The organism is Martinezella sp. CNPSo 3964, assembly GCF_057784375.1.
The window spans coordinates 58,445-76,908 of record NZ_JBXSOW010000016.1; the positions used below are offsets into that span (position 1 = coordinate 58,445).

Consider the following 18,464-nt stretch of genomic DNA (forward strand, 5'->3'; position numbering starts at 1 on the left):
GTGTTCCGATGAGATGCACCAGTTCACTGACATCTGCCTGAAGCCACAACGGGAACTATTAAGCAGGCGGGCGGTTCAGGCCCTCTCGAGACGCTCTCTGAAAACAAGCAGGAACAGACCAGCCATGGACGCAAAAGCCGCGCCTGCGACAAAGGTGCTGTCAGGCCCGATCCATTCCCAGAGGCCGCCGGCAAGAGTGCTGGCGCACAGCAGGGCAATGCCGGAAACAAGATTGAAGACTCCGAAAGCTGTTCCCCGCAGATCGCCTGGAGAGGCGTCCGCAACCAGCGTTGCAAAGATTCCTTGCGTGAAACCCATATGCAAGCCCCAGATCAAAACTCCGAGAGCCAGACCGGGAAGCCCAGGAACAAAAGCCAAGATCAGATCAGCTGCGACCAGGAGTCCGACACCGATCAAAAGCAAGGTGACGCGGTCGACCCGGTCGGCAAGAACGCCCGCCGGATATGCGGATAGCGAATAGACGAAATTCATGCCGATCAGCACAAGCGGAATTAACATGACCGGCATGTCGAGGCTCTGGGCATCGAGTAACAGAAAAGCTTCGCTGAAGCGCGCAAGCGTAAAAATCGCCGCCACCCCCGTCACAAGCCAGTATGTGCTTGGCAGACGCAGGAGATCGGATTTTCGTAGCGGAAATCTCACGCCTTTGTCGCTGTGCGCTTTTGCAGGCTCCTTGACGAAGAAAAGGATGAGGCCGACTGCTACGAAGGCAGGGATGACGGCAATCCAGAAAACCGTGCCGAACTGATCCGAAGTCCACCACATGAGAAGCAGCGCGAGCGCCGGGCCGAGGAAGGCGCCGACCGTATCCAAAGACTGACGCAGTCCGAAGCTTGCGCCGCGAACTTCGGGAGGCGAAATATCTGCAATCAGGGCATCCCGTGGCGCACCGCGAATGCCCTTGCCGATACGGTCGATGAAACGTGCTGCCACAAGCCAGCCGATCGACGGCGCAATCGGAAAAATCGGTTTCGTCAGTGCGGCCATCCCATATCCCAACAGGACCAACAGTTTTCGCTTGCCGAGCCAATCGCTTATGGCCCCAGAGAATACTTTCGTGATCGCAGCGGTGGCTTCCGCGATGCCTTCGATGACACCGACGGAAAGCACCGAGGCTCCAAGAACAGCCACCATATAGACGGGAAGCAGGGTGTGGATCATCTCGGAGGAGATGTCCATGAAAAGCGAGACGAAGCCCAGCGCCCAGACGCCGCCGGGTATGGCTGGTGCCGGTCGCCGGCTTTTTGCAGTAAAATCGACTATTGGCGGGGCCTTTCGACGCATCTTGTTCAGCCGCCTTTGTTCTCTTCGTTGGCCTCGAAAACCTGGCGCGCATAATCGTCGAGCAGGGCTTCGCAGGCTTTGAGCTTCTCGGCAGCAGAGTTTGCTAATTGCGCGCCGTAGAAATCGAGCTTCCTGATCCGCTCAAACCATTCCTGGAGCTTTCTCAGATCCGTATCTTCTTCTTCGAGCTCGGCATAGGTGAACTTCTGCTTCGATATTTCCTTCGCGATTTCCGTCTCGAAATCGTCACAGCGTCCGATGAATTCCCGATAGAGCTCATCACGATCTGCATTGAAGCGTTCGATCACTTTGTTGAGTTGAGCGTCGTCGAGAGGCGCCGACTCCAGCAACACGGATTCGCCACCCATCTCGGAGATATCCAGTTCCGACATCTTTAGCCGTCGGAGGTTTTCGTCGGTGCGGGGGAGGAGGCAAACCCCATTCTGGAGATAGATGGCTCCCAAGCCCTTAAGGCGCCGCCACAACGCGACCCTTCGGGCTGCAGGCTCCGAGGGCACCTTGTAGGTAAGCAAAATCCATTGATGCAAGACGTTTCTCTTTATTGTTACGGCCGTTACATTTCACACATACCATGTTAACCATGAAATGGAACCTTCAATTGAACTTCAGGAGAACTGTCCCGTGGAAGATGGACGTCGCTCTTGCGAGCGACCGAAGAGGGTCAGCGAATGTCTCAATTCGCCAGCAGTGCGGGAATGCTGAGAACGGCCTCTTTTCCAGCTCGCGCGCCGACGACAACGATGCGGAACGGTACGCGCTTTACGGCAAGATCGCCCAGAAGCTGCAAAACGATACCGCCGGTCCCGTTCGACTACGAGCGGAGGTTCTGGCGATGATCTCGGAAAAGTTTGCCGTTAGCGACGCTTGGAGTTCCCCTTCGCTAACGGCGTTTTTTCTTCCGCAGCTGTAGCCCACAGTGCTGAAACGATCGATTTCATCCATTGTCCTTTAGGTTTGTACTTGATGGTATCCTGACCGCGAAGGTAGGAAATGCAGGGTTTCGACGGCGTCAATCTGAGGCCGAGCTAATGTGGCAAGGAACCACGGTTGCGACGATAAAAGACTGGCTTGATCGGGATGCTGAAGCTGTTGTCATCCTCGACGACCCCTCGTCCCCCAGTCAAGTTCGCTACGGTCGGTCATGTCTTCATCAGCTTCTTGACGCCGACACTGTGAGAGTTGCGCGACGGCGCAACGGCTGCCGGACGCGCGGCTACCTTGCGTGTTCGTAGGCGCAGGATTTTTCGTGAGATCTGGCTGGTATTGACAGTTATCCTCTCTGGGGGGATACAGGAAATCATGACAGAACACGCACATGACACCCATCCCGAGATCGTCAAGCGGCTTAAGCGCGCCCACGGACATCTGAAAAGCGTTATAACCATGATCGAGGATGGCAAGCCATGTCTCGACATCGCCCAGCAGCTATCTGCCGTCGAGAAAGCGATCGTCAATGCGAAGCGGACACTCATTCAGGATCATCTCGATCATTGCCTCGAGGAAACATTTGGCGCTCTCCCGCGAGACAAGCGCCAATCCATAGACGAGTTCAAGACGATCACGAAGTATCTCTAAGGATATGACCGATTTGTTTGCCTATTTCGGGCTGTTCGTGGCGGCCCTTGGTGCGGCAACGATCCTTCCCATGCAATCCGAGGCGGCGCTTGCAGGGCTTCTTCTGACCGAAAGGTATTCGGCGCTTTGGCTTGTCGTTACTGCCAGCGTCGGCAATATTTTGGGCTCCGTCATCAACTGGATGCTAGGTAGAGGGATCGAACGGCTTCGCGACCGTCGTTGGTTCCCGATCGGTAACGATGCACTCGATCACGCACGAGGATGGTATCGCCGTTACGGGCGATGGTCGCTGCTGGCAAGCTGGGTACCGGTTATCGGCGACCCGATCACCGTTGTTGCGGGCGTCCTGCGGGAACCATTGCCGACCTTCCTACTGTTTGTAACGATCGCGAAGGTTGGGCGCTATGTCGCTCTTGCGCTGGTAACGACTAGCCTGACGTGAGGTGCCTGCACCGAAGCGGATGCCCGTCGGATCATGACCCGAAGTGCCTGCTTTGAGCTGCACGACGATCATGTGCCGCCTCTCGATTGCCCGCGACAAATGATCGCTTGAAAGACTTTCGCAATTTAAGATTGGCTGACCTGGTCCGCGGACAATAAGTACATTCTCATAGATACCACGCCGCTGCGCCAAAGCCGCGAAAATCCGTTGTCAATCACGTCCAGACTTTGGATCGGTTACTTGCGCGCAAACCACCGCAGTTCCTACCGGTTGAAATCTCGATCTACTTCGAACATCCAGTGGCGCATATGATCGAGCAAAAGCGCGACGTCATATCGCCATTCCAGTACCAGAAGTTTCAAGTCCATCCTGCCGCGCTGAAGACGCAAATCAAGCGCGTGTCTGAGGTCCATAAGTTCGTCGGAGGTCGGTGAATGCCGCAGGGCGCTCCTGAGCCTGGCACCACGGGCCAGGCGCCTGGCAAACAGCTCCAAATCCGATGTTGTGTCCTTGGTCGTCTCGATCATGAATAATCCTCCAAGCTGTAAATTATATCGTAATACGATATAATTCAACGGCGCAGCAGATTTTTGTCGACGCAGGGTCCGGATCCTCGAGCATTGGTGCCCCTATGACCGGCAAAATCATTGACTGGGCGCGGAGACTTTCACGACTTCTGCTCGGGGCGAACCTGGGCATGTTCTGGAAAAGGCCCGAACGGGAAAGCCTGCGGGACAGGGTGGATCAATTGGCCCGTCCGTATCGACAGCCTCACCCCGAAAAGGGATTGGCTGCCGTAGTACGCGATATATCGAAACCAACTACGAAGCGGTCTTCTAATTGTCTAATTGTCTGATCTTGCGGAGCGCAATGCGAATGCGCAAGTAGCCGAGAAGATGGCCATCAGTGCCATATAGACGGCAATGGGGGTGGTGTTTCCCGGATACTCGGCCATAAGCGTTGTTGCCAGCAGAGGCGAAAGGCCGCCGCCAAGGATCGGGCCGATCTGCTGGACCAGCGAGAGGCCGCTGTAGCGGATGCGGGCAGGGAACAATTCGGAGAAGAAGGCGCCCTGGGCACCGAAGACTGAACCATGCCCGACCGCCAGGCCCAGCGCGATCGCAAGCCAGATGCTGGTCGTGTTGCCGCTATCCAGCATGGCGAAGAAGACTGCGGCGAGCGCGACCTGGAAAACGAGGCCGGTAATGTAAACCGCGCGCCGCCCGATCCGGTCGGAAAGTGCACCGAACAGGGGAAGCGTCAGGCATTCCAGAGCGCAGCCGACCAGCACGCCATTCAGGATCAATTGGCGTGGCAGACCCAGCGAATTGACGCAATAGGTAATGGCGAAGACGGCATAGATGTTGAAGAGGCCGCTTTCGGCAATCTTGGCGCCGATTCCAAGGACCACGTTGTAGCGATGGTCGCGGACGGCTTCGACGACGGGCAGGGTGGCTGTCTCTCCCTGCTCCTGAATGCGCTTGAAGGCGGGAGTTTCGGAGATCTGGAAGCGGATGAACAGGCCAAGGGCAACCAGCACGATGCTGAAGAGAAACGGCAGTCGCCAGCCCCAGGACAGGAAGGCTGCCTCGCTCATCTGTGTCGACAAAATGCCGAGCAGGGCAATCGGTATCAGGAAGCCGGCAGGGACGCCGACGTGAACCAGGGAACTGTAGAAGCCTCGTTGCTCGGGCGGCGCGTGTTCGACCGTCATCACCATGCCGCCGCCATACTCTCCGCCTATCCCGATCCCCTGAGCGAGACGCAGGAGGAGGAGGCTGATCGGCGCCCATATGCCGATTGTGTCGTAGGAGGGTACGAGCCCGATGAGAAAAGTTCCGGCTCCCATGATGATCATCGTCAACAGCAGGGCTGTCTTGCGGCCGATGCGATCGCCGAAATGGCCGAATACGATGCCGCCGATGGGGCGCGCGCAATATCCGACAAAGAAGGTGGCGAATGCGGCGAGCGTTCCGATCAGGGGATTGTCGTTTGGAAAGAATATCTTGTTGAACACCAGCGCCGTGGCGGTCGCATAGAGCGTGAAATCGTAATATTCGATCGTATTTCCCATGGCGCTGGCCAATGCGACCTTGCGCATGTCCTTGGCCAGAACCGGTCGCGAATTGGCTATGCGGCTCTCTGTTTGAGAGATGTTTTCTGGGGCCGATGTTCTCACTGTTTCCTCCCGTACAGGTCGTTTTGGTGGTTCCGTCTGCTCGTGTCGCCTCCTTTCAGCCATTCAGCCTCATGCAGTGAGGTGAGTTGACTGACGACACCAGCCCGATCCGATGGATCAGGGTTAGCGTCAGGCGCTGCTCATGCAGCGCCTGACGCCGACGGCCTTACTTTTCTTCGTAGCGCAGCACGTTTCTGAGCTCTCGCTGAATGTTTTCGAGCTGCGCGGGTGTCGTTGCCGGCATCGGCATCCGCGGTAGGCCTGCCTCGGTGCCTTGAAGCGCGATCGCCGTCTTGATGTTCGCCGGCAGATTGTCGGCATAGATCGCGTTCCAGAAACGCAAGAGCGCCTCGTGAATCTCCTTGGCGCGGACATGGTCGCCCCGCTGAACTGCATTCCAGAGAGCGACGCAGACGCTGGGAACCGCGGCGGGATTTGCCGCAATGGTGCCATGGCAACCCAGCGCGAACGATGGATAGAGCAAGGCATCGACCGCGGTGTAGACCTTGCAGCCCTTGGGGATGCCAATCATCAGGTCGGCCATGAGCTTGAGATCGCCAGCGCTTTGTTTGACGGCCTGCACGCCCGGCAATTCCGTCATGAGGCGGATCAGCAGCGACGGGCTGAGATAGTTCCAGGGCACGACGTTATAAATGATGACCGGTATGTCTGTGGCCGCCGTCAGCGTCTTGAAATGCTCGAATGTAGCGTTCTCGTCGGGTTTGAAGACATAGTGGACCGGCGTCACCTGCAGGCCATGGATCGGAAGGTGGGAGATGGCCTTGGCGCGACGCACGGCTTCGCGCGTTGAATTGGCGATGATGCCCGCCAGGACCGGAATCTGTCCGTCGACCTCTTCCACCGTGATTTCCATCAGGCGGACGAATTCCTCGAACGTCAGCGTATGGCCCTCGCCGGAACTGCCGCCGACGCAGACGCCATGAACCTTGTTCTTCAGGTTGAATTTGACGATGTTGCGGAAGGCTGTTTCATCGATATCACCGTCCTTGGTGAAGGGGGTGACGATGGGGGGAATGATGCCGGAGACTTTGTCGAGATTCATGTTGCAGTTCCTGTCTTGAGTGAGAGATGGCCGAGGTCGGCCGATGACATCAGGGCGCAGGTCAGGGATCGCTTCCCCTGAGGAAGACGCCATGAAATCTGGGTTGTTTGAATGTCGGCTGTGGCGTTACGCCAGCGAAATCAGAGACTTGTCGCCAGCGCCTCCATCCAGATCGCGACGGCCGCAGCCCCGCCATCCTGCGTTCCAATGGCTCTTTCGCCGAGATAGCTCGCGCGGCCGAGTTTCGGTATCATGTCCGTCGTGCGGCGTGCGCCTTCGGCCGCGGCAGAGGCTGCCTGTTTCCAGGCCTCGGTCGCAGATACTTTGCCGTCGGCTGCCTCGAGCGCTCTTAAGGCCGGATCGAGCGCATCGAGCATGGTTCGATCGCCCGGTTTTGCACCGCCGATTTCGCTGATTGCGGCAATACCGATCGCGAAGGCTGCGCGAAAATCCTCTGGCGAGAAGCGGCCACTATGGCCGAGATGGCGTCCGGCTCGCGTCAATGCGATCGCATAGAAAGGCCCGGAGCTTCCGGCGATCGCCCGGCGCAAGGCGTTGCCCATCGCAACCAAGGCATTGGCGGGGTTGATCCAGGCGCTTTCGGGCAGGGCGCGAATGGCTTCGGCGCCACGAAGCATGCTTGCGCCGAGATCACCGTCGCCTGCCTTGCTGTCGAGTTCGGTCAGATGAGGTTCCGCCGCTTCCAGCGCATCACAGACGGCAAGACCGATACGGCGCAATTCTTGCGGGTCGAAACTTCCGGCATTGCCGAGCGGCGCCTCCGTCTCCGCGGTGCGCATCGCGGGCACGATATTGATGCGACCCGAGACCGCTCCGCCCCTTGGCCAGGCCGTTGCGGATGTCTCCGCATCCAGTAGCGCGACATCGCCCTCACTCAAATCCAGGAGTGAAATCGAGCAACCCGGCATTTCGAGCGCCGTCAGGAAATTGCCGCTCCATGCCCGCTCGATCCTGAGGCCGCGTGAGCGCAGCGCAGTAACAGCGCAGCGGGCGACAACGGCAAGCTCCATGGGCGGCGTCGCGCCAAGACCATTGACGAGCAACGCGACACTGGAGCCTGGCGCAAGCTTCATGTCCCTGACGATCTGTTCGATGATCCTGTCGGCGATGGCGTCGGCGGGCAGTAATTTGGTGCGTTCGACGCCTTTTTCCCCATGAATGCCGAGGCCAAGCTCGATTTCATCCTCGCCGAGGGTGAAACCGGCCTTGCCGGCAGCCGGTACGATGCAGGAGCCGAGCGCGACCCCCATAGTTCCGAGACGGGATGCGGCGGATCGTGCGATGTCGGCAACTTCCTTTAGGTTCTTGCCGCTCGCTGCGGCCGCGCCTGCGATCTTATGAACCAATACCGTTCCGGCGATGCCGCGGCGGCGTTCACGCGGTACAAGACCGGAAAGCGCCACATCGTCCGCCACGACGACGAGTTCGGTTGGGATGCCCTCGATGGCAGCGAGTTCACCGGCGAGGCCGAAATTCAAGCGGTCGCCGGTATAGTTCTTCACGATCAACAGAGCGCCTGCGGGGCCGGCACTGGCGCGGATGGCTGCAAGCACGGCATCGACGCTCGGGGAGGTGAAGACCTCGCCGGTAACAGCCGCGGTCAACATGCCAGGTCCGACATATCCGGCATGGGCCGGTTCATGTCCGGCGCCGCCGCCCGAGATCAGGGCAACAGGCCGGTCCGCGATCGCGGGCAGGTCAGCGCGGAGCGCGACATTCTCCGTGTCGAGCAGCGCAAGGCCGGGCGCGAGAGCGACAATGCCCTCCAGCATTTCCCGCACGACGTCAGCGGGTCGATTGATGAGCTTCTTCATTGTCCTTCATCCTATTGCTGCTTGCACAGAAACGCTTCCAGGCGCCTTGCGCCTTCCTCGATGAGTGCAGGATCAACGGCAAAACATACACGTAGGAATTCTTCACCACCTGGGCCGAAAGCCGAGCCCGGAGCGACCCCCACGCCTGCCTCCTTCAGGATCCTGCGCGCCATATCATAGCCGCTATTCATGCCGTGAACGGAGAAGAAGAAATAAAAAGTTCCGTCAGGCCAGAAGACACGCACGTTCGGCAGCTTATCGAGTGTCGAGCAAATGATTTCGCGTCCACGCGTGGATCGAGCGACGAGGGATTTGATGAATTCATCACCCTGATCGAGCGCTGCGACAGCGGCATGCTGGACGAAGGTGGCGACGCTGGTCGTGTTGTATTGGCTGAGATTGTCGAAGATCTTGGACATCCCCTTCGGATAGATGACCCAGCCAATGCGCCAGCCGGTCATGCACCAGTTCTTCGAAAAGGTATTGGTGACAATCAGCCGATCGGTAGGCTCCGTAATCTCCAGGAAGGAGGGGGCAAGAGCACCGTTATAGGTGAAATGGGAATAGACCTCGTCGGATATGATCCAGATGCCCTTGCTTCTGGCGAAGTCACGTACGGCCAGCATGTGCTCCCTCGGCATCACCCAGCCCGTCGGATTTGATGGGGAGTTGATGGCGATAACGCGCGTCTTGGACGTGACGGCGCCAAACAGATCGTCGAGATCAAGTGCAAAACCGCCGGCGGCAAGGGTGCGATAGGGTACCGGAACCACCTTACCGCCGAGAATGCTGATGATCTCGATCAGGTTCGGCCAGGCCGGCACGGGAACGATGACCTCATCGCCGGGGTTCAGGACGGCTTGGACCGCCTGCATGATGGCCTGAACACCGCCCGCCGTGATGCTGAAGCGATCGGCGCCGATATCGACGTTGAAATGCCGCTTGTGATAGCGCTCCAGGGCTTCGCGCAGAGCAGGCACGCCCAGAGCATAGGTATAGCGGGTCTGTCCTGCGGATAACGCGGAGACTGCGGCCTCGCGTATGAATTGAGGTGTCGGCAGATCGCCTTCACCGATCCAGAGTTTGATCACATCGGGATCTTCGCGCGCCAGATCGGCAATATCGCAGATCTGGTTGAGCTCGATTCCATTGATGCGCGCTGGAGTGCCGGAAACCGGCCACTCGGTCGCCCGATAGTCCATAAAAATCATCTCCTCGCGCGGCCGTCAGGCGGTCCGCAGCGCAGTTGGCATCGATCCGGCGCTGAGCGAACGGACCGATGAAAAATCATCTGGATTGTGCCCGAGCGCCTCCCCAGCGCAGCCGGCAGTTTAACGCGTCATGTCCGCTTGATTTTACCCACCGTCCTCCCGGCATCCTTGTCTCTCATTATTCCGATATACGGAATATGCTTTATAATCATGCTCACTTAAATAAATATAATTGCTGCAGTCAAGATAGACGTTGCGGTTTATTTTATTTTATGCGTTTATTGTCTCGCTTGGAAATGTTATTCCGCAATGCGGAACAAGATAAAAAGGGGAGTAACGATGAATAAGTTTGCAGTGCTCGCAATTGGATTGACGCTGGTGATGGGAGGCGTTGCGTCGGCTGCCGATGATCCCAAGGGGACCCTCGGCGAGATCATGAAAGACAAGAAGATCGTCATCATGAACGATCTTTCGGCGGCCCCCTGGCAGTTCAGGGATGCAAACGGCAATCCGGCCGGCTTTTCCGTGGATCTCGACAGGCTTATTGCCTCAAAACTCGATGTCGACCTCGAAATGCGAAATGTCGAGTGGGCGGGGCTCATTCCCGGCCTTCTCAGCCGCAAGTCCGATATTCTGGCAACGAGCATGTCGACGACGTTCAAGCGTGCGCAGCAGATCCTTTTCACGACGGAGAGCTGGTATTCCACCGGTGTCGTGGCGATCGTCAAGCCGGAGGACGAGGGCAAATCCTGGGAGGAGCTGAATGAGGCCGGCAAACGCATTGCCGTCAAGGCAGGCACCAATGCCGTCGATGCCGCCAAGCAGTTCTTCCCGAAGGCGGAGCTGCAAACCTACCCGAATGACACAGATACCTACCAGGCATTGAAGACGGGCCGCGTCGATGCGGCACTCAACGATCTGGCTGTCTTGGGAGTGGTAAAACAGGAATATGGTTTCGAGGCCTTGAAACAGCCGCGCGAACTGATCACGACCGACACTTGGGGCTTTGCCGTGCGTCCGGGCGACACCTACACCTGGCAATACCTTAATTTCTTCCTGGCCAAGATCGGGGAAAGCGGTGAGCTGGCCGCACTCAAGAAATACTGGGTCGACGGCGATACCTGGAAGAAGGACTTCCTGGAAAAGAACAGCGGCGTTTCCGACGAGCGCAAGAAGCTGGTCGATCTGCTTGGCATCGGCGCCTATGCGCCGGAGAGCGGCAATGCCAGCCGCATGACATTGCAATAGCGACGGATCTAAGAGCGAGCGTCGGCTGCTTGCCGACGCTCGGCATATCGTCTCTCGGCAAGGTCATGGAGGATCGCGATGGCATTCTTCGAAGCGCGCGACGTCAATTTGCATTTCAAGGATTTCCACGCCCTGCGCGGAATATCCATTCAGTTCGAACGGTCGGATGTGCTCGTTGTCTGCGGTCCGTCCGGCTCAGGCAAGAGCACCTTCATCCGCGCCATAAACAGGCTGGCTGGACCCTTGTCCGCCGGCCAGATCCTCCTTGGCGGCCAGGACATCGCCGCCATGCCGCGCCGCCAGCTCTATCGCAGGATCGGCATGGTCTTCCAGCGGTTCAACCTGTTTCAGCATCTCAGCGTGCTCGACAACATAGCCTTGCCGCAAAGGCGCGTTCTCGGACGCAGCCGCAAGGACGCAGCAGCGCGGGCGATGGAGCTTCTGGCGCGCGTCGGGCTGGAGAGCAAGGCCAGCCGTTACCCAGCGCAGTTGTCGGGCGGCCAGCAACAGCGTGTTGCCATCTGCCGCGCCCTGGCGATGGATCCCGAACTGCTGCTGTTCGACGAGCCGACCTCGGCGCTCGATCCGGAAATGGTCGGAGAGGTGCTGCAGGTGATGCGCGAGCTGGCGGCATCTGGCATGACGATGATCGTTGTCACCCATGAAATGGGGTTTGCCCGGGAGCTTGCCACCGAGGTCGCCTTTCTCGATGCCGGTCAATTGGTGGAAAAAGCGCCGCCTTGCGAATTCTTCTCGCAGCCGAAAGAAGCGCGTACACGCGCCTTTCTCAATCAGATCCTTCGTCACTAGGCTGGCCGCACATGATCTCGGATGCTTACGATATCTTCTGGCAGTATCGCGATACCTATCTCACCGGCATGCGCAATGCGCTCGCGGCTGCGGCCGTCGGGCTGTTGCTTGCGCTTTGCGTCGGTATGGTCGCAGGCATTGTGCGGTTTTCCTCGCGCGGCATTTTCAGCAGGGCAATTGCCGTCTATGTCTCGCTGGTTCGCAATACGCCGCTGCTTGTGCAGGTCTATTTCATCTATTTTGGCCTGCCGACGCTTGGTATCACGCTGTCGGCCTTTTCGACCGGCGTGATTGCGCTCACCTTCAATTCGGGCGCCTATATCGCCGAAATGGTGCGTGGAGGGCTGAATGCGATCCCGCGAGGCCAGATCGAAGCGGCGCAGTCGCTTGGTTTGAAATGGCGCATCCTTCTGCGTTACGTTCTTCTGCCTCAAGCGGCACCGACAATTCTGCCGGCGATAACGGGGCAGTTCGTGCAATTGATAAAGGACACTTCGCTCCTCTACACGATTGCCGTTCTCGAAATCACCAAGGCTGCCGACGATGTCGGCAATGAAACATATCAGTTCCTGCCGGCCTATCTCGTAAGCTGCGTGATCTACGTCGTCATCTGCGTCGTGCTCAATCTTCTTGTCGATGTCTATGAAAGCCGCGCCGGCTTTTCCAAGCATAAGCGAGCTTGAGCCATGAGCACTATTGCTGCCGTCGCCGGCGATGCCATTCAGCTTATTCTCACCGGGCTTCCCATCGTCCTCTTCCTGACCGCTGCGGCATTCTTTCCAGCCCTCGGTCTCGGTATTATGGGAGGGCTTCTCTCCTCGTCATCTCTCAGGCCGATCCGCTTCCTGATCGGCGCCTATGTCTACCTTTTTCGCAGCATGCCGTTCCTGATGTTCGTCTTCCTCGTCTATTACGGGCTGCCGCAATATGACATCGATATCGGCCCGGTTTTGACGGCGGTCATCGCCCTTTCGCTATCGCACGGTGCCTACATGACCGAAATCATACGCGGCGGCTTGAAGGGGCTGGACAAGGGCCAGAACGAGGCTGCCATAGCCGTCGGCTTCAGCCTGTTCCAGCGTCTGCGCGATATTACCATCCCACAGACGCTGATGGCGGTCATTCCCTCGCTCGTCGGTCAGGCCATATTGATCATCAAGGATACCTCGCTGATATCGGTGGTCGGCATCAGCGAAATCACAAGGCTGGGGAGAGAGGTTGTCATTCGCACCAACCAACCCTTTATTGTGTTTACACTATTGGCGCTAACCTACTTTGTGGTCTGCTTCTCTTTGGAGTTTATTGCGCGTAAGCTCGAAGCAAGAGCAAAGCGGATTATGGCCGGGCATTGAAATTGGAAAGAGATATGAAAACGCACGCGGTGACCAATGAAGCGGTCGTTGACGATGTTCCGGCGGGAACGGAAAGCAGGGATGCCGGCGCCAAGTCGCTGCGCAAGATGGCGCGCGTGCTGGACACGTTTTCCCGCGCCAAGCCGAGCATGACGATTGCGGAACTCTCGGAAGCCACAGGTCTGCCGAAGACGACGGTCCATCGCATCGTCGCATCTTTGCGGGAGGTTGGCCTGCTCGATCAGGATGGCAAGCGCCAGGGCTATCGGCTTGGCCTGAAGATGTTTCACTACGGCAGCAGCGTCCTGGCAAGCCTCGATACGCCAACCCGCGCGCATCCACATATCGCCAAACTGCAGCAACTGACGGGCGAAATCATTCATTTCCACATGTTCGATGGCAGCCAGATGGTCTGCGTCGAGCGCGAGGAGATGATTGCGTCCAGCCTCACGACGCTGCAGGCGGCGCCGACCTATTGCACCAGCGTCGGCAAGGCCTTCCTGGCGTTTCAGGACGAAGAGCTGATATTGCGGATTGCCCATGAGGGCTTGCATGCCTATACCGCAAATACGATCACGAAGCTCGATGGGCTGCTCGAGGAGCTGGCCGGCATCAGGGCCAAAGGGTTTGCGGTCGATAACGAGGAAATCGAGATCGGGGTGCGCTGTATCGGAGCGCCGGTGCGGGATTCCTCGGGGCGCGTCTTCGCGGCGGTAAGCGTTTCCGGGCCGAGCGAAAGAATGCCGGACGGGCGCCTTGCAGGCCTCGCACCTGTCGTTGTCCAGACTGCAAACGATATTTCCCAAGCTCTGGCCGATTGATGGATGAGTGGCTGAGAAGGATGCTTGCCGGAGCCTGGCTGTCCCAAGGCGACGTTTCGCATTAGCTGCCTCACCGGCAACGACGGGTACACGGCTTTGTTGGCTGCTATTGTGCCAGCATATCGGTGAGCGCATGCCGCATGGATTCGCTCGAAATGCCGAAGAAACCGCCGTAGGGAAGATCAAGATCCAGGATGACAAACATAACGCTCGCCACCGAGATGATGGCGACGGCGACAATGGAGCCCGTAAGCAGGTTTCTGGGGGCCTGAAGACCAAAGCTTAGGAATACCAGCATAAGCCAGAAGATCAGGACGCCAAGAAACGGTGCCGAAAGCGAGCCGTGCGCATCTTCGATCACCGTCCATCGCGCCGCCAACAGATTGCTGAAGAGCTGATTACAACGGGTCACGAGCAGCTGATGCAAAGGATCGGCGGGCTGCTCGCGGGCAATGCCGAGCCCCATGTCGTTGAGAATTGCGCCAAGAACGGGTGCTTCGCCAGTCAAAGGCAATTTTGATATGTCAGGATATGTCGCTCCCGGCGGAACTGGCTCGCCCGGCCATGTGCTGGCGATGACGGCGGTTGTGTAGCTGCGCAAGAGTTGTCGCTCATGATCCAATGCCGGGCCATAATTCCTCAGACAGCGGTCCATCTCCGCCAGGCCAGCGGCGTAACGGTTGCGATCGTGAGACGCAGTTGTGAATGCATTCAGTTCCGATGCCAAAAGCAAGCTCATGACAAGCGCGGCAAAGGTGACAAGAAGGGCCGTGACGACGCGGAGGAAGTCAATTGTCTCACTGCCGCGATGTGGAGCAGGTAATCTCGCGCGCAATATCGAACCGGCTGCGGCGCTAAACACAAGAAGAACAAACAAAGCCAGCGTCCAGACCGCCTCGCGTTGCATCAAAAATGCTCCAGCTGCATATGGCCGTTGATTATGTCATGTATCTCGATGAAGCGGGAGAATAAAAGCTCCGCGACCCTTTCAAGGTGTTTGAATAGCCTGGTAGGCTGGTATTCCTTTGCGACCGGAAAATTTGGAAACCAACCATTGTTTTGGATGACAATCAGGCGCTCTTTGCCGAGAGGGGTGTCTTGTTCTGTCGAATGGAAGTCCGGCAGAGTGATTAGGTGAATACCGCGATGCAAACGGACAGCCAGATCAAGGCGACCCCCAATGCCAATGCGCGTCGGGCACCGACAACTTTTTCTGCCTCTTCTTCCGCTACAGGTGTCGTTACGATCCAGGGTACGGAACCAAGAGCCGCAAATCCGATGATGGCCAAAGCCACCACAAAATAATCGGATATGCGCCAGGGCCCTTGGTCATACACGCCCCAGTAGCCCAGAAAAGCCATTCCCACTGCAAACATCGTCGCGGACGCCGAGCAAAGGCCCGTAACGGAGCCCGCAGGTGCACGCATCTTGCTTTTTTCCGATGTTGATCCGTTCATGACGCCATATCCACGACGGCAAGTCGCCTTTCCGCATATATGTCAGGAATTGAACGCGACGTGAAGCGATGGTTATCGCCGAAGGCCGGATTGCAACGATGGCGATGGCCGGTTCGATCTTCAGCAACAGTCGGCGGAACCTACACACAGCTTCAACTGCAGTCATTGGCCAATGATGAACGGGGCTGGGCAGGAAGCTCGAGCTGGCAGCATGTCCAGGATAAAATCAGCGTTCCCAAAAGCGATACCGCTCCAGCTCGACACCGGTCTCTCGAAACCCTTCGATATTCTCCTGGCAATTCGCGCCCACGACCAGAAACCGGTGTGGGGTATCGACATCATCTTCAAGACTCGCCTTGTGACGACGTTGCAGGTAAGCGTGGAGCGCCCAATCCTGCAGCACGCTTCCACAACCGGAAACGGCGCATCTCCCATCTCCGCTGCATGCCGCGTCGGCAATCTTGGATGCATCGTCGATCGTTGGACGGTCACTTCCGGGTCGACCGAAATTGGCGACCACCGAAATTACGGCGCCAGCGAGAACTACAGCCAGAACTAGTTGCAGCCGAGATCGTCCGTTGGGACCCAATCTTGAGAAAATACCGACGAGCGAGGGGGTCGAAATTACGCTAAGACCAGCCGACAGATAAATGAGCGCCGGGTTGAAGTAAAAGCTCGAAACTCGAGGGCTGAGAAGAAGGGGCAGGGAAGCCGAAAGGCCGACGGATACCAGGAATGCGGCGCGACGCAATCGCAGCTTGTGTTGCCTAATGTTATCCGGTGCTTTTATTCCCAGCCTATGGGCGGCGATAAGCAAGATCGACACGGCAATAATCGGATATGCACTGACGCGCAGGAATGTGCGGACGGCTGCCCAGCCCGCACCGTTGTGGCCCCGCTGCCCATTCAGACTTGGCAGCAATTGAACGGAGAGATAGCGGCGGATTGCGTCTCGTGGCTCCTCGAATTGCCAGAGGATCACAAATGCGGCAGCCACGATAAGGGTCAGCAGCAATGTATCCCAAAAGGCATGCCGCCACGAAATCTGCCGAAGAGACAACCAGTGCAAACCCGGTGCGGCAAGCGGAAACAGACCCACCGGACCTTTTGTCGCCACACAAAGAACCGTGAGAGCGCCGCTGGCAGCAATTAGAGGAAGACGTTTCCGGCTCGGTCCTTCGGGTTGCTCATATGCGATAACGATGGGAAGCAGTGCCGCCAATGAAAAAGCCGCCAGCTGATTTTCAAGCATCCCATTGGCAAATGCCCAACTGACCCGGCCGGAGATGACGGCCATGAGAAGCGCAAAGGGCGCCATCGCAGCCATTCGCACGTCATCGCGATGGAGATGCTTCCATATTTTCGTCAGCAGGAGTCCATTTGCGAGCAAGGTAAGAAATGAAAAGCATTTCTCGACAGCGATCGTGTCGCCAAAGATAAGAAAGCCGATGGCCTCCAGCCACATCATCAGCGGCGGATGTTCAGCGAAAGCAGAAAACAGACCATTGGAGAAGTAAGGCGTCCACGGCGTACCGTGACCCTGCGCCATGTTTCTGGCGATGCTGGCATAGATGGTTCCATCGAAGAACATGGAAAGCTGGACGAGCTTGGCCAGAATTGTCAGGCAGACGAAGGTTGCCAGGATTAGCCAGAGCACGGTCTTCAGCTGCGAAAAGACACGCGAGTCCGGCGTCTGTATATCCGCCTGCGCAATCACTTCCATATGAAGCGGCTCGCAACAACAAACTTCCAGACGCTGTCGATTGCGAGCCCGGCCAGGGTAGCGATCAGGATGACATGGGCAAAATGCTCATAGGTAAGTTTGGCCAGCGAGATATTTGCAACAATGCCTATGGATGAGAAGCCAAGAAATTTCAGATAGCCGAAAATTTGCTGGCGACCACGCAGCCGTCGATCTCGAAATGTCAGGAGATTGTTCAGAAGGAAGTTGTTGGCGGAGGCGATCAGAGTCGCGAGTGTTTGCGCGGCCAGAAACGGCAATGACAGCCACAATGCACCGTAGAGTGTCGCGAAGTGCACGCCAAGTCCGGACCCGCCGACAAAAAGGAAGGATATGAGGCTGACCGGCAGCATGCCGCCTGTCATCTTGCTTAACGTGAAGGTCAGGAACTTCCAGGCGACATAACAGTCCAGCTTCGATTCACCATGATGTCTGCTTGCGAACTCAAAGGGAACCTCGCCATGACGAAGATTCCTATGTGAATACAGGATATCGAGGAGGAGCTTGAAACCGGGATCACCGAGATGAGGTGCGACTTCGAGGAAGGTGCTGCGGCGAATGAGGAAAAAGCCGGTCAACGGATCCAGAAGCTTGCGGCCGAGAATAAGACTGCTGCACCAATTGCCAAACAGCGATATTTTTTGACGCAAGGGCGATAGACCGCTCAGCTCGTCGCGGCCGTCTAGGCGGCGGGCAGCGCTTACCACATCGAGGTTATCGCGTTCGAGACGGGCAACCAGCTCGGACAGTACCATTGGGTCATGCTGGCCATCCGCGTCCATTACGCAAAGCAGGTTTCCCTTGGCGGAGAGCATGCCTTGAATACTTGATCGTGCCAGGCCTCGATCTTCCAGCCGTATTATGGTGCGGATGCGATAATCATCTGCTGCGTAATCATATATCTTCTGAGCGGTCCCATCGGCGGAATTATCGTCGACGAACAAGATCTCCCAGTCAAATGCATTCAACGTTGCTTTCACGCGCTCGATGAAGTGAAGGACGTTATCCGCTTCATTATATGTTGGAGCGATGATCGATAGTTTTCTTTGGAGCATATGTTCCTGGCGTACGATTGGTCAAAGCCGCTGATGCTGAACCGACTCGGGCGAGATTTGCTTCGTCATCACGTCGTTGTCGATGGCTAGATAGTCTGACTTATAGAGGTATGTTTAGTTCCATAAGAGACATGTATAACGGAATAGGTGCAGACATTTTTAAGGGAAGTGCTCTAACAACGAGCGGTAGCAGTAAAGGGCATTTAAAATTGCTCGACGGGTTGATGCTTTCAATTGCTTGGCTCACGGAGCAATCGCCTGCTACATTGTTTAAGTTATGGCTCTTATGTTGCCGGGAGTTTCCGACCGGTAGAAAATCGTGAATGAAAGTTTCCCACTTCACCAGAGT

The 18,464-nt window shown here is 57.2% G+C and carries 19 protein-coding genes; 8 read left to right on the top strand and 11 right to left on the bottom strand.

Features of this window, described 5'->3' with window-relative positions; genetic code table 11:
• Positions 1 to 75: 75 nt before the first annotated feature.
• Positions 76 to 1,305: an MFS transporter gene (locus AC13Q5_RS31935; RefSeq protein ID WP_488504381.1), complete on the bottom strand. Its 1,230-nt coding sequence runs from the start codon at positions 1,303 to 1,305 to the stop codon at positions 76 to 78.
• A 5-nt stretch (positions 1,306 to 1,310) separates the two neighbouring features.
• The gene (locus AC13Q5_RS31940; RefSeq protein WP_457878664.1) at positions 1,311 to 1,853 is read right to left on the bottom strand and encodes a Chromate resistance protein ChrB; all 543 of its coding nucleotides are present in this window, start codon (positions 1,851 to 1,853) and stop codon (positions 1,311 to 1,313) included.
• 101 nt (positions 1,854 to 1,954) lie between these two features.
• Here AC13Q5_RS31940 and AC13Q5_RS31945 point away from each other — a divergent pair, with 101 nt between their 5' ends.
• The 3 genes from AC13Q5_RS31945 to AC13Q5_RS31955 all read left to right on the top strand — a co-directional run bounded on the left by AC13Q5_RS31945 (position 1,955) and on the right by AC13Q5_RS31955 (position 3,343).
• A complete protein-coding gene (locus tag AC13Q5_RS31945) occupies positions 1,955 to 2,236 on the top strand; it encodes a hypothetical protein (protein WP_488504382.1) in 282 nt (93 codons plus the stop codon).
• Positions 2,237 to 2,625: 389 nt separating this feature from the next.
• Positions 2,626 to 2,901 (top strand): metal-sensing transcriptional repressor, encoded by a 276-nt coding sequence (locus tag AC13Q5_RS31950; protein WP_488504383.1) that lies wholly within the window; start codon positions 2,626 to 2,628, stop codon positions 2,899 to 2,901.
• Positions 2,902 to 2,905: 4 nt separating this feature from the next.
• Positions 2,906 to 3,343 (top strand): YqaA family protein, encoded by a 438-nt coding sequence (locus AC13Q5_RS31955; RefSeq protein WP_457879959.1) that lies wholly within the window; start codon positions 2,906 to 2,908, stop codon positions 3,341 to 3,343.
• A 263-nt stretch (positions 3,344 to 3,606) separates the two neighbouring features.
• Here AC13Q5_RS31955 and AC13Q5_RS31960 read toward each other — a convergent pair whose 3' ends face one another.
• From AC13Q5_RS31960 to AC13Q5_RS31980, 5 genes are all read right to left on the bottom strand, one after another.
• The gene (locus AC13Q5_RS31960) at positions 3,607 to 3,870 is read right to left on the bottom strand and encodes a hypothetical protein (RefSeq protein ID WP_488504384.1); all 264 of its coding nucleotides are present in this window, start codon (positions 3,868 to 3,870) and stop codon (positions 3,607 to 3,609) included.
• Between the two features lie 317 nt (positions 3,871 to 4,187).
• Positions 4,188 to 5,522: an MFS transporter gene (locus AC13Q5_RS31965; protein WP_488504385.1), complete on the bottom strand. Its 1,335-nt coding sequence runs from the start codon at positions 5,520 to 5,522 to the stop codon at positions 4,188 to 4,190.
• 166 nt (positions 5,523 to 5,688) lie between these two features.
• Positions 5,689 to 6,585, bottom strand: coding sequence for a dihydrodipicolinate synthase family protein (locus AC13Q5_RS31970; protein WP_488504386.1), 897 nt, complete (start codon positions 6,583 to 6,585; stop codon positions 5,689 to 5,691).
• Positions 6,586 to 6,725: 140 nt separating this feature from the next.
• Positions 6,726 to 8,420: a dihydroxyacetone kinase family protein gene (locus tag AC13Q5_RS31975; protein WP_488504387.1), complete on the bottom strand. Its 1,695-nt coding sequence runs from the start codon at positions 8,418 to 8,420 to the stop codon at positions 6,726 to 6,728.
• Between the two features lie 11 nt (positions 8,421 to 8,431).
• Positions 8,432 to 9,622, bottom strand: a complete 1,191-nt coding sequence (locus AC13Q5_RS31980) for a pyridoxal phosphate-dependent aminotransferase (RefSeq protein WP_488504388.1) — start codon at positions 9,620 to 9,622, stop codon at positions 8,432 to 8,434.
• Positions 9,623 to 9,970: 348 nt separating this feature from the next.
• Here AC13Q5_RS31980 and AC13Q5_RS31985 point away from each other — a divergent pair, with 348 nt between their 5' ends.
• From AC13Q5_RS31985 to AC13Q5_RS32005, 5 genes are all read left to right on the top strand, one after another.
• Complete coding sequence (locus tag AC13Q5_RS31985; RefSeq protein WP_488504389.1) at positions 9,971 to 10,879, top strand: substrate-binding periplasmic protein; 909 nt, start codon at positions 9,971 to 9,973, stop codon at positions 10,877 to 10,879.
• Between the two features lie 78 nt (positions 10,880 to 10,957).
• The gene (locus AC13Q5_RS31990) at positions 10,958 to 11,689 is read left to right on the top strand and encodes an amino acid ABC transporter ATP-binding protein (protein ID WP_488504390.1); all 732 of its coding nucleotides are present in this window, start codon (positions 10,958 to 10,960) and stop codon (positions 11,687 to 11,689) included.
• A gap of 11 nt (positions 11,690 to 11,700) precedes the next feature.
• On the top strand, positions 11,701 to 12,372 hold the full coding sequence (locus AC13Q5_RS31995) for an amino acid ABC transporter permease (RefSeq protein ID WP_075854874.1): 672 nt from the start codon (positions 11,701 to 11,703) through the stop codon (positions 12,370 to 12,372).
• A 3-nt stretch (positions 12,373 to 12,375) separates the two neighbouring features.
• Positions 12,376 to 13,041, top strand: coding sequence for an amino acid ABC transporter permease (locus AC13Q5_RS32000; RefSeq protein ID WP_488504391.1), 666 nt, complete (start codon positions 12,376 to 12,378; stop codon positions 13,039 to 13,041).
• 14 nt (positions 13,042 to 13,055) lie between these two features.
• Complete coding sequence (locus AC13Q5_RS32005) at positions 13,056 to 13,862, top strand: IclR family transcriptional regulator (RefSeq protein ID WP_488504392.1); 807 nt, start codon at positions 13,056 to 13,058, stop codon at positions 13,860 to 13,862.
• Between the two features lie 106 nt (positions 13,863 to 13,968).
• Here the strand turns inward: AC13Q5_RS32005 and AC13Q5_RS32010 are convergent, their stop codons facing one another.
• The 4 genes from AC13Q5_RS32010 to AC13Q5_RS32025 all read right to left on the bottom strand — a co-directional run bounded on the left by AC13Q5_RS32010 (position 13,969) and on the right by AC13Q5_RS32025 (position 18,115).
• On the bottom strand, positions 13,969 to 14,769 hold the full coding sequence (locus AC13Q5_RS32010) for a bestrophin-like domain (RefSeq protein WP_075854872.1): 801 nt from the start codon (positions 14,767 to 14,769) through the stop codon (positions 13,969 to 13,971).
• Between the two features lie 223 nt (positions 14,770 to 14,992).
• Complete coding sequence (locus AC13Q5_RS32015; protein ID WP_075854870.1) at positions 14,993 to 15,319, bottom strand: hypothetical protein; 327 nt, start codon at positions 15,317 to 15,319, stop codon at positions 14,993 to 14,995.
• 226 nt (positions 15,320 to 15,545) lie between these two features.
• Positions 15,546 to 17,042 (bottom strand): ArnT family glycosyltransferase, encoded by a 1,497-nt coding sequence (locus tag AC13Q5_RS32020; protein WP_488504393.1) that lies wholly within the window; start codon positions 17,040 to 17,042, stop codon positions 15,546 to 15,548.
• Positions 17,033 to 18,115: a glycosyltransferase gene (locus AC13Q5_RS32025; RefSeq protein WP_488504394.1), complete on the bottom strand. Its 1,083-nt coding sequence runs from the start codon at positions 18,113 to 18,115 to the stop codon at positions 17,033 to 17,035. The genes AC13Q5_RS32020 and AC13Q5_RS32025 overlap by 10 nt, the downstream gene beginning before the upstream one ends.
• Positions 18,116 to 18,464: the final 349 nt, after the last annotated feature.